Below are 11,782 nucleotides of genomic sequence, written 5' to 3'. Positions count from 1 at the left end.
ATTACTCCTTACCCGAAAGCGCAAGCACACGCTGCACCGGTTTAAAGCTCTTACGATGCTCATCTATAGCGCCGTATTGCTCAAGCGCTGCAAAGTGTGCTTTAGTCGGATACCCTTTATGCCCTGCAAACCCATATTGTGGATAGCGCGCATCAAGTTCAATCATTTCATCATCACGAGCCACTTTTGCTAAAATAGATGCGGCTGAGATTTCAGCGACTAAGCTATCACCCTTAACCACCGCTTGGGCGGGCATAGCTAATTTAGGCAGGCGGTTACCATCTACAAACACAAATTCAGGCACTGTGCTAAGTGCTTCCACTGCGCGACTCATGGCAAGCATAGTGGCTTGTAATATATTTAGCTCATCTATTTCGCTTGGACTACAACGGCCAATGGCGTAACACAGTGCTTTTTCTTTTATTTCAGTGGCTAATAATTGACGTTTTTTATCCGTTAATTTTTTAGAATCGGCCAAGCCTGCGATTGGCTTATTAGGATTTAAAATAACAGCGGCAGTAACCACGTCGCCCACCAGCGGTCCACGACCCACTTCATCTACACCGGCAATTAGGGTTACATTAGGTCGTTCAATTTGCATTTATTAACTCCGCCACTGCATTTGCAGCTTGTTTACTTGCATCTAATCTAATTTTTTCATGTATGGCTAAAAAGCGGGCTTTTAATTCTTTATTGTCACTATTTAGCATAGGGGTAAGTGCTGCTGTTAAATTACCGACATTACATTCGCTTTGCAAAAACTCTGGCACTAACTCTTCGTCTGCTAATAAATTAGGTAACGAAAAATATTTAATATTAAAGGTAAATAAGGTTTTAAAAATCCAATAACTCATGGGTTTAATTTTATAACCAACCACCATTGGTTTTTTATATAACATGCCCTCAAGCGTTGCCGTACCTGATGCCAGTAATATGGCATCGGCGGCTTGCATGGCTAAATTTGATTGCCCATCCAGTAAGTTAACATTAAGTGAGGGCGCTGTGGCATTTAAAATAGCAATAAACTGCGCTTTGCGCTTTTCGTTCACCAGTGGCACAACGACTTTAAGCGCTGGGTTCTGTGCTTGCAACTGAGCCGCTGTTTTTATGTAAGTTTCACTTAACAAGCCCACTTCTGAGCCCCGGCTCCCGGGTAATAACGCTAACACCTTGTCATCAGCACTTAAGCCTAATTGGCTGCGGGCTTGGCTATCATCGTGCTCAAGTGCAATGTCGTCGGCTAATGTGTGGCCTACAAAAGTACACGGTACTTGGTGCTTGTCGTAAAATTCTTTTTCAAAAGGCAATAAAGCCAATACTAAGTTAGTGGCTGCACTTATAGTGTGAATGCGTTTTTCACGCCACGCCCACACTGAAGGGCTAACGTATTGCACAGTTTTAATACCCGCATCTTTTAACGGTTTTTCTACACGTAAATTAAAATCGGGCGCGTCAATGCCTATAAACACATCAGGAGGATTATCAATAAAGTGCTGTACTAACTGCTTGCGAATTTTTAGCAAGCGCGGTAAACGGCCAAGGACTTCAACCAACCCCATAACCGACAGTTCATCCATATCAAACAGCGTTTTGCAGCCTTGAGCTTGCATTTTAGGACCTGCAATACCTTCAAAGATTGCATCAGGAAAATGCGCTTTAAGCGCTTTTATCAGCCCTTCACCTAAAATATCGCCCGACAGTTCACCTGCCACAATACCAATTCGTAGTTGTTTTTTATCTTTTTTCATTTGCTATTTTTTCACAAGTAAACCCGGCGTTCATACCGATTAGTTTACCGTGTTTTAAGGCTAGGTTAAACGCTTAAAACGCACCACTTTTTTCTAGCTTACTCTTAATTGATGATTGCGTATTTTATAGACTGATGTAATGTCATAGTATATTAAAGTTTTCTAATATACATATTGACAAAATTTGTACAAACGCCAATAATGATGCAAACTTTCAGAAATTACTGAAAGTTTATTAAAAACATTAACAATTGCTTTGTGCTGTCACTGCATCACAACCAAAGGAGCCAAAAATGATAGATGAAACCTTTGTGGATCTATCGCGATTACAGTTTGCTGTCACCGCTCTATTTCATTTTTTATTTGTGCCGTTAACAATCGGTATGACCTGGATTTTAGTTATTATGGAATCGGTTTATGTTATGACCGGTCGCGAGATTTATCGTGATATGACTAAGTTTTGGGGCAAGTTATTTGGTATTAACTTTGCTATTGGTGTGGCTACCGGCCTCACCATGGAATTTGAGTTTGGTACTAACTGGTCGTATTACTCTCATTATGTGGGTGATGTATTTGGTGCACCACTAGCTATTGAAGGCTTAATGGCCTTCTTTTTAGAATCAACCTTTGTAGGGATGTTCTTTTTAGGTTGGGACAGGCTTTCTAAACGCCAGCATTTAGGGGTAACATTTTTAATGGCGCTGGGTACAAATATGTCTGCGCTATGGATTTTAGTTGCTAATGCGTGGATGCAAAACCCAGTCGGGGCAGAGTTTAACTATCAAACCATGCGTATGGAAATGACTAGTTTTGCAGAGCTAGTATTTAACCCTGTAGCGCAAGTTAAGTTTATTCATACAGTGTCTGCAGGTTATGTTGCGGCGTCTATGTTTGTGCTTGGGATTAGTAGCTGGTACATATTAAAAGGACGTGATTTGGCATTTGCTAAACGGTCGTTCTCGGTGGCATCAGGCTTTGGTTTAGCCTCTATTTTATGTGTTATTTTACTCGGTGATGAATCTGGCTACGAAGTCGGTGAAGTACAAAAAGTAAAACTCGCGACCATTGAAGCTGAATGGCATACCGAAGAAGCTCCCGCCGCTTTTACCATGCTAGGTATTCCTGACTCTGAAGAGCAAGTAACTCATGCTGCGGTTAAAATTCCTTACGCATTAGGTATTATTGCAACGCGCTCACTTGATGAACAAGTAATTGGTATTTCAGATCTTGAGAAAAAACACGAGAAGCGTATTCGCAATGGCATGATTGCTTATGAATACCTAGAAAAACTTCGCGCAGGTGACGATACCCCTGAAAATATCGAAAAGTTTGATAACGTGAAAGATGATTTAGGCTATGGCTTATTACTTAAACGTTATACCCCTAATGTAGCAGATGCCAGTGAGGCACAAATACAACAAGCCGTTAAAGACTCCTTCCCTAAAGTGGGTCCTATGTTTTGGTCATTTAGGATTATGGTTGGCTGTGGCGTGATCATGCTTGGCGTATTTATCCTTGCTTTTTATTACAACGCCCATCGTATTATTGAACAAAAACGTTGGTTGTTGTGGGCGGCGGTATTGAGCATTCCTCTGCCTTGGATTGCCATTGAGTTTGGTTGGATTGTGGCTGAATATGGCCGCCAGCCATGGGCAATTTCTGAAGTGTTACCGACCTTTTTAGCAACGTCATCACTGACGGTAAATGATATTTTAATTAGCTTAACTGGTTTTATTGTTTTCTATACTGGATTGGCGATTGTTGAAGCATGGTTAATGATTAAATTTATTAAGCAAGGACCAAGCTCCCTTCATACCGGTAAGTACCATTTTGAATTACCTGATCACAGCTCGGCTGCTAAAGGAGAACTATCATGATTTTTGATTATGAAACATTAAAAATGCTCTGGTGGTTAATTATTGGTGTGCTGTTAATTGGTTTCGCCATTACCGATGGTATGGATATGGGCGTTGCCATGTTGCTACGCTTAGTCGGCAAAACAGATTCTGAACGCCGTACCGTTATTAACACTATTGGCGCCCATTGGGATGGTAACCAAGTATGGTTTATAACCGCAGGTGGCGCTTTATTTGCAGCATGGCCTATGGTGTATGCGGCAGCATTTTCTGGTTTTTACTTTGCCATGATGCTGGTGTTATTTGCATTATTTTTTAGACCTTTAGGCTTTGATTATCGCTCTAAGGTTGACTCTAAACGCTGGCGTAATAACTGGGACTGGGGCTTGTTTGCCGGCAGTGCCATACCTGCGCTGGTATTTGGTGTAGCGTTTGGTAACTTGTTTTTGGGTGTACCGTTTCATATCGATAATTTATTGAGAGTTAGTTATCAAGGGTCGTTTTTTGCCTTACTTAATCCGTTTGCGCTCATTGCCGGCTTAGTTAGTATTACCATGTTAATTGCACACGCGGGAATGTGGCTACAACTGCGAACCGCTGATCAAGTTGCTGAGCGCTCAGGACAATATGGTCGCTACTCATTACTTGCCTTTATAGTATTATTTGCAGCGGCCGGTGTGTGGGTTGCCAACCTATCAGGTTATCAAATTGCCTCCATGGGCGACACCCAAGGTCATGCAGATCCATTGGCAAAAGTAGTTACCACGGCTCAAGGCGCATGGCTTAATAACTACAGTGAACGTCCATGGACAATGACCTTCCCTATTTTGGCATTTGCGATGGCACTGTGTGCACTGCTGTTTTCTAAATTGAATAAGCCCGCGTTGGGATTATTAGCAACCAGTGTGATGTTAATTGGGGTGATTATGACTGCGGGCGTTTCATTATTTCCGTTTATTATGCCTTCAAGCAATAACCCTGATATTAGCTTAACAATTTGGGATGCGGTATCGAGCCACAGAACACTCAATGTTATGTTCATTGCTGTGGTTATATTTGTGCCACTCATTTTAGCCTACACCACCTGGTGTTATGTGAAAATGTGGCGCAGAGTGACCGTTGATGAAATTGAAAATAACCCTCACGGCAGTTATTAAGGAGACTAAATTATGTGGTATTTCGCGTGGATTTTAGGTGTACTGCTTGCTTGTACCTTAGGCGTTATAAACGTGATGTGGTATGAATTTCATCAAAATAAAAACAGCATTGCTGATGATGAACAAGCCACCCATGATTTATTAAACGAGCATAATACAAATCACAATGACGACTAATCCCCGACCAAATCGCGCGCAGCAACAACCCCTGCGCGCTTTTTTAAAGCAGCAGAGTAAACCGGCGGCAATGTGGTTAAAGCTAAGCATTGCACTTGGAACAGTTAATGCAATTTTAATGATTGCAGGAGCTTACTTACTCGCGCAAACCATTCATGAGGTGATGTTTGAAGGGCATAGTTTAGCCCAAGTAACCCACTATTTATGGCCTTTAGCGGGTATTATTTTACTGCGCGCCATTTTCTTAGCACTCAGCGAGCGATTAAGCGCATTTGCTACGCTTAAAATTAAATCGGCTATTCGCCAAACCTTACTCGATAGACTCACACAACTCGGCCCAAGTTATATAGAGCAACATGGCCAAGGTGCAACACTTAACACGCTGCATAATGGTGTTGAGGCACTCCATGACTACTATGCAAAGTACTTACCTGGGGTCGCCTACAGTGCCCTTATTCCTATTGCAATATTAGTGGTTATATTTCCGACCGATTATAAAGCAGGACTGATATTTTTATTAACTGCACCACTTATTCCATTTTTTATGATTTTAGTTGGCCACAAAGCCGAGGCACTTAATCAAAAACGTTGGCAACAACTGGCAGTATTAGGTAACTATTTTTTTGACCGTGTACAAGGGCTTACTCAACTAAAACTATTTAATGCCACGCGCAAAGAGCTCAAACAAATTGCGCGTATTTCAGATGATTTTAGGCACGCAACGCTAAGCGTGTTAAAAATTGCTTTTTTATCCTCTTTTGCGCTGGAGTTTTTAGCCACAATTAGTGTGGCACTGGTAGCGGTAATTATTGGTTTTAGATTGTTTTTTGGCACTCTGGATTTTGCTACTGGCTTTGTAGTGCTGTTACTAGCACCTGAATTTTATTTACCCCTTCGCCAATTAGGCAGCCATTACCATGCGCGCCTGCAGGGAATTAGTGCCGCCGCAGATATGCTGATCATTTTAAACGCACCACTGCCATCAAATGATAATAACAACAAAGCAAAGATCAATATTGATGCTAACAATACTATCAGCATCCATGATCTTAACTTTAGTTACCCTAATAGCAATGAGGGAATAAATAATATTAATTTAACCCTGCCAAGCACAGGACTAGTAGCCATTGTCGGAGCTAGCGGCTCAGGTAAGAGCACCCTACTTGATTGCATGCTTGGTTTTCACCCAGAAGTAATACAACACATATCCATTGACCAACAACCATTGACGACAGCGGATATAAGCCAATTACAACAAAACATTGCATGGATCCCACAAAAGCCAACCTTATTTTACGACACCCTAGCCGCCAACATAAAATTAGGTAACCCAGACGCTTCATATGAAGCACTTGTACATGCTGCAGAGCAAGCAGGTGCGCTAGAATTTATTAACGAGCTACCCGATGGCTTTAACACCTTAATAGGTGAGCAAGGTGAAGGGCTATCTGGCGGGCAAAAACAGCGTATAGCATTAGCTCGTGCATTTTTAAGACACGCCCCTATTCTAATGCTCGATGAGCCAACCGCTCATTTAGATAGTCAAACCGAGCAACTCATTCAAAACGCTATTGCTGAGTATGCAAAAAACCACTTGGTGATCACCATCGCACATCGCTTAAATACAGTAAAAAATGCTAAGCAACTTATCGTTATGGAAAACGGCTGCATCGTTCAACAAGGCGGTTTTAAAGCGCTCAGCCAGCAATCTGGCGAATTTGCAAAGCTACTGAAAACAGCAGAACAAGGGGTAACTAATGGCTAATTTTATTCGTTTACTCAAATTGTGCCGCCCTCATTATAAAGCGATGCTTTTAGGGACGTTTCTAGCGTCACTCACGGTGCTAGCTAATGTAGGCTTACTCGCTATTTCAGGCTGGTTTTTAGCTTCTATGGCAGCCGCAGGAATTGCCGGCGTCCATATGAACTACTTTACCCCAGCTGGCACCATTCGCTTTTTAGCGATTGTGCGCACCGCCTCACGTTACGCTGAACGCTTAGTTACTCACAACGCCACATTTTTATTGTTAAGTGAAATACGAGTAAACATGTTCGCCACACTCAGCAAGCTCAATAACCTTGATTTAGCTATGAGCCGCAGTGCCGATTTAGTTAATCGCTTGCAAAACGATGTAGACGCATTAGATAAGTTTTATTTAAATGTGTTGCTGCCGATGTTAGTAGCTTTACTGACTGTGCCTATTATTATGCTGTTTATGTCAGCCTACAATGTAAATGTCGCCCTTATTTGTTTTGTTGGGATTATTATTATTGGGGTGATTATACCGGCAATATTAAGTAAGCAATTAGATAAAAATAGTCACCAAGAAACCTTACTTAGTGCACAACTTAGAGCAGAGCTATCAGACACTCTTACGGGCCTTAGAGAACTAAATATTTATCAAGCTCGACACCAACAACTTACTAAGTGTGATCAGTTAAGTGAACAATATAATCAGCAATTATTTATTCGTCATAAGGCTCTTGGCAACGCTGATGGCTTAAGCTTACTCATAGTGCAATTGGCTATGCTTGCCAGTATTGTAACTATTGTGCCACTGGTGTTTAGCGGTGCTATGGTCAATGTAGAGCTGGCGATGTTGAGCCTGTTTGTGCTTGCCAGTTTTGAAAGCGTGTTGTTACTGCCTAATGCCTTTATTGAGCTTCCTAATGTACTAAAAGCAGCTGAGCGACTCTTTATTCTTGAAGACAAAACGCTTAGCACAAACAATGTATCAACCACAGATATTGAGCTATTAAATAAGCACTGGGCTTTGTCGTTAAATAATGTCAGCTATCACTATGGCCAAAAGCAGGCATTAAATAATGTGAGTTTTGAGCTCCCCGCGAAGCAAAAAGTGGCTATTGTTGGTAGAAGCGGCAGTGGTAAAACTACCTTAGTGAATTTGCTCAGTAGTTTATGGCCACTGCAGCAAGGAACAATAAACTTACAAAGCGACAAAGAAATCATAAGCCTGCATGATTTAAATAATGAGAGTCGAGCAAAGACATTAAATATTTTAGCTCAGCAGCATCATATTTTTGATGGCACATTAAGCGAAAACCTTGCTTATGCAGCTCCCGATGCAACCTCGCAACAAATGATAGCAGCATTAACACAGGCAGAACTTGGTGGTTGGTTCTCTGAGCTCAAACAAGGGCTGAAAACCCGTTTAGGTACCGGCGGGCGAAATGTGTCTCAAGGTCAATCAAGACGTATAGCCTTGGCACAGGCCCTGCTGCAAAAACCCGCCATTTTAGTACTCGATGAACCGACTGAAGGGCTCGATAATATCTCTAAACAAGCTGTTATGAACAGTGTTTTACAACTGAAAGAGCACGCCAGTATATTAACAATTACTCATGATCCAGCGTTGTTATCGCAAATGGATAGTGTCATCTGGTTAGATAGCGGACAAATCATCGCTCAAGGTTCACATCAACAATTGCTCAATGAACACCCTGACTATGTGGCGTTAACGACCCGCTTTTAGTCCTTAGCAGTATTACTTATTATCAATAACGGTGACCGATACATCAATAACGCCGACTTTAGGGTCGGCTATTTTTTTAAACATCGCCTTAGATAAATCTATAACTCGCCCCCGAATATAAGGACCCCTGTCATTAATTCTGACCACCACTGACTTATTATTAGCAATATTAGTAACGTTTACTCGTGTACCAAACGGGAGCTTTAAGTGAGCAGCTGTTGCCGCTTGTTGACTAAATCGCTCGCCACTGGCAGTAAGTCGGCCGTGGTACTTATCAGCATAAAATGATGCTTTACCTTGCTCTGCAACATCACGTTGTTGATTATTTATATTACCTGGCGCAGTACTACAGGCGGTCAAAATCACTAATAATACTGAAATAAATACGAATTTTATCAGTTTCATTATTTATACTTTATTGAAAAATGTAGAGGGAGTGTAATAGGACGATACTGAGTAGAGACTGAATTATTAATCAGCTAATAAAAAACCACCTTGATTACTCAAAGGTGGTTTTTAAATTTGTTAAAAATGCTATTTTTTAACGCACAATACCGCGTTCTGAGCTTTTAACGAAATCAATCATCAATTGCACTGCTGGAAACTTTGCAGCATCTTCAGCAAGTAATTCAATCGCTTCATCAACACCTAAGCTCTTGCGGTAAAACGCTTTATAAGCGCGGCGTACTGCCATGATTTCATCACTTTCAAAACCACGGCGTTTCATGCCTTCAGTATTGATTGCTGCAGGGCCTGCTGGCATACCAATGGTGGTAACAAATGGAGGTACGTCTTTGTTTACCCCCGAATACATACCAACAAATGCATGCGCACCAATTTTACAAAATTGATGAACACCTGAGTTACCCGCTAAAATAACCCAATCACCAACATGAACGTGACCCGCTACACTGGCATTATTTGCAAAAATAACGTTATCGCCAATTACCGCATCGTGTGCAACGTGGGTGTAAGCCATAAATAAGTTATTGCTGCCTATTTTGGTAACACCTTCATCTTGAATTGTACCGCGGTGGATAGTCGCACATTCACGAATCACATTATTGTCGCCAATAATTAAACTGGTTGGTTCGTTGTTATATTTTTTGTCTTGGCAGGCTTCGCCCACAGAGGCAAACTGAAAAATATGGTTACCAGAGCCAATAGTAGCAGGCCCTTTAACAACAACGTGAGACTCAATAATGCAGTCATCACCAATAACAACATCATTACCGATGTAACTATATGGTCCAACTGACACATTGTTACCAAGTTTTGCACCCGGTTCGATTATTGCCGTAGCATGGATCACAATTAAAACTCTCTTCTAGCACACATGATTTCGGCGCTACACACTGTTTTGCCGTCAACTTTAGCTTCAGCCGCAAATTTCCATATGTTACGACGCTCTTTTAAAAACTTAACATGAAGATGCATGGTATCACCTGGCACAACTGGCTGCTTAAAACGCGCGTTGTCTACAGCTGCAAATAGGTAAAGTTCATTTTCGCTACGATTTTCAACCGTTTTAAACCCTAATAGACCCGTTGCTTGCGCCATTGACTCTAATATTAGCACACCAGGAAAAATCGGCTGATTTGGGAAGTGGCCAGTGAAAATAGGTTCATTAATCGATACATTTTTAATTGCATGCAATGATTCACCTGGGGTGAAATCGATTACACGATCAATTAGTAGCATCGGGTAACGGTGCGGTAATAAACTTAAAATTTCTTGAATATCAAGGCTATTTAATTCGTTTGCCAAAATAGCATCCTTTTTAGTGTTCAACGATCATGACTTGTTCAATGCTTCAAGCGCTTTTAGACGTGATTTCATGTCTGAAAGGTTGCGCAAATGAGCAATTGATTTTCGCCATTCTTTGTTAGTCGTATGAGGCATACCAGATGAGTAAATACCTGGTTCGGTGATTGATTTGGTCACCATACTCATGCCGGTAATTATAACACCATCACACACAGACATGTGACCGTTAATTGCGCTCATGCCGCCAATCTGGCAATTTTTACCTATGGTGACACTGCCTGCAAGTACAGTACAACCGGCAATAGCGGTGCCTGAGTTAACTTCAACGTTGTGTGCTATTTGACACTGGTTATCAATAATAACGTTACTGTGGATAATAGTATCATCAAGCGCACCACGATCTATCGTGGTACTTGCGCCAATTTCTACTTTATCGCCAATGATCACAGAGCCTAATTGTGGAATTTTAAGCCACTGACCACGTTCATTTGCATAGCCAAAGCCATCACTACCAATGACAGTGTTAGCTTGCAATAAACAATCTGCGCCAATCTCAACATCATGATAAATGCTCACACTTGGCCAAAGTTTGGTGCCTGAGCCTATTTTAGCACGTTCACCAATAAAACTGTTCGGACCAATTTGTGCGTTATCACCAATTACAGCATCAGCTTCAATTACAACATTAGCACCAATGGCTGCACTTTTGCTCACTTGTGCACTGGCATGTATTACCGCACTCGGGTGTATACCACTATTTGCACTACGTGGTGTAGTATCCATAAACTGAGCGAGTTTGGCATAACAAACATAAGGATTGGCAACGATGATTTTATTGCCTGAAAAGTAAGCCGCATCGTCAGGGCTGAGTATCACCGCACTGGCCTTTGTTGTCTCAAGCTGAGATCGATATTTCTTGTTCGCTAAAAATGCAATATGCCCAGTATGGGCATTTGCAAGTGTCGCTATTTTTTTAATTTCTAAAGCGCCATCACCTTGAAGCTCGGCGCCTAGAAGTTCCGCAATTTGCGAAAGCGTATAATTTTGCATAGATTAATTATTTCTTACTTACAGCTGTTACTACTTTTTCAGAAAGATCAGTTACTTCTTTAGGATTAAAGTAAATAGTTGTGTCTTTTACTTTAACTTCGTCGAAGTCACCTTTTTTAGCAATCTCTTGGATAGTTTCAATGATTAAAGTCTGAACTTTAGCCAATTCCTGATTTTGACGTGCTTTAATTTCTTGCTCTAACGGACGACCCTTTTCAGCAAGGTTTTTTTGCATACCCTGGATTTTATCACGTAATGCGTCTTTTTGGTCTTGACTCATTGTGGTGCTTTCACGCTTAAACTTTTCAGCTTCAAAGCGAATATCGCCCTGTAACTTTTCAAGCTCTTGACGACGCTCAGCAAATTCAGTTTGTAAAGACTGTTCGATTTTAGCCATTTGTGGAAGCTGCTTGTAGATTTCTTGCATATCTACAATACCCACTTTATGAGCAAAAGCATTAACTGATGTACCCATCATAAGTGTAGCTAAAACGGCAACTGCTGTTGATTTGAATAATTTTTTCACAAAAAAC

At 41.2% G+C, this 11,782-nt stretch carries 12 protein-coding genes; 5 read left to right on the top strand and 7 right to left on the bottom strand.

Annotation, left to right across the window (positions count from 1 at the left end):
* Position 1: 1 nt before the first annotated feature.
* The gene (rnhB, locus tag PUND_RS06935) at positions 2-601 is read right to left on the bottom strand and encodes a ribonuclease HII (RefSeq protein WP_010388148.1); all 600 of its coding nucleotides are present in this window, start codon (positions 599-601) and stop codon (positions 2-4) included.
* The gene (gene lpxB / locus PUND_RS06930) at positions 591-1,748 is read right to left on the bottom strand and encodes a lipid-A-disaccharide synthase (protein WP_010388145.1); all 1,158 of its coding nucleotides are present in this window, start codon (positions 1,746-1,748) and stop codon (positions 591-593) included. The genes rnhB and lpxB overlap by 11 nt, the downstream gene beginning before the upstream one ends.
* 293 nt (positions 1,749-2,041) lie before the next feature.
* On the opposite strand from lpxB, the gene PUND_RS06925 reads away from it, so the two are divergent.
* From PUND_RS06925 to cydC, 5 genes are read left to right on the top strand one after another with little or no spacing between them, the layout of a single operon-like run.
* Positions 2,042-3,625, top strand: coding sequence for a cytochrome ubiquinol oxidase subunit I (locus tag PUND_RS06925; protein WP_010388142.1), 1,584 nt, complete (start codon positions 2,042-2,044; stop codon positions 3,623-3,625).
* Positions 3,622-4,761, top strand: coding sequence for a cytochrome d ubiquinol oxidase subunit II (cydB, locus tag PUND_RS06920; protein WP_010388140.1), 1,140 nt, complete (start codon positions 3,622-3,624; stop codon positions 4,759-4,761). Before PUND_RS06925 ends, cydB begins: the two co-directional genes overlap by 4 nt.
* A gap of 12 nt (positions 4,762-4,773) precedes the next feature.
* Positions 4,774-4,938, top strand: coding sequence for a cytochrome bd-I oxidase subunit CydX (cydX, locus tag PUND_RS06915; protein WP_008110965.1), 165 nt, complete (start codon positions 4,774-4,776; stop codon positions 4,936-4,938).
* On the top strand, positions 4,928-6,703 hold the full coding sequence (gene cydD / locus PUND_RS06910; RefSeq protein ID WP_010388137.1) for a thiol reductant ABC exporter subunit CydD: 1,776 nt from the start codon (positions 4,928-4,930) through the stop codon (positions 6,701-6,703). The genes cydX and cydD overlap by 11 nt, the downstream gene beginning before the upstream one ends.
* Positions 6,696-8,432, top strand: a complete 1,737-nt coding sequence (gene cydC / locus PUND_RS06905) for a thiol reductant ABC exporter subunit CydC (RefSeq protein ID WP_010388135.1) — start codon at positions 6,696-6,698, stop codon at positions 8,430-8,432. Before cydD ends, cydC begins: the two co-directional genes overlap by 8 nt.
* Before the next feature lie 12 nt (positions 8,433-8,444).
* Here the strand turns inward: cydC and PUND_RS06900 are convergent, their stop codons facing one another.
* From PUND_RS06900 to PUND_RS06880, 5 genes are all read right to left on the bottom strand, one after another.
* On the bottom strand, positions 8,445-8,837 hold the full coding sequence (locus tag PUND_RS06900) for a septal ring lytic transglycosylase RlpA family protein (RefSeq protein ID WP_010388134.1): 393 nt from the start codon (positions 8,835-8,837) through the stop codon (positions 8,445-8,447).
* A gap of 136 nt (positions 8,838-8,973) precedes the next feature.
* Entirely contained in the window at positions 8,974-9,744 is a 771-nt protein-coding gene (gene lpxA / locus PUND_RS06895) for an acyl-ACP--UDP-N-acetylglucosamine O-acyltransferase (protein ID WP_008110972.1), read from the bottom strand.
* Positions 9,745-9,746: 2 nt separating this feature from the next.
* The gene (gene fabZ, locus PUND_RS06890) at positions 9,747-10,199 is read right to left on the bottom strand and encodes a 3-hydroxyacyl-ACP dehydratase FabZ (protein ID WP_008110974.1); all 453 of its coding nucleotides are present in this window, start codon (positions 10,197-10,199) and stop codon (positions 9,747-9,749) included.
* Positions 10,200-10,226: 27 nt separating this feature from the next.
* Entirely contained in the window at positions 10,227-11,249 is a 1,023-nt protein-coding gene (lpxD, locus tag PUND_RS06885) for a UDP-3-O-(3-hydroxymyristoyl)glucosamine N-acyltransferase (protein WP_010388130.1), read from the bottom strand.
* 7 nt (positions 11,250-11,256) lie between these two features.
* Positions 11,257-11,775, bottom strand: a complete 519-nt coding sequence (locus PUND_RS06880) for an OmpH/Skp family outer membrane protein (protein WP_010388129.1) — start codon at positions 11,773-11,775, stop codon at positions 11,257-11,259.
* Positions 11,776-11,782 lie beyond the last annotated feature (7 nt).

The sequence above is a fragment of the Pseudoalteromonas undina genome (assembly GCF_000238275.3).
GTDB classification, from domain to species: Bacteria; Pseudomonadota; Gammaproteobacteria; order Enterobacterales; family Alteromonadaceae; genus Pseudoalteromonas; species Pseudoalteromonas undina.
Note: the sequence above shows the minus strand (reverse complement) of the source record. Positions and strands in the feature narration are given on the sequence as shown.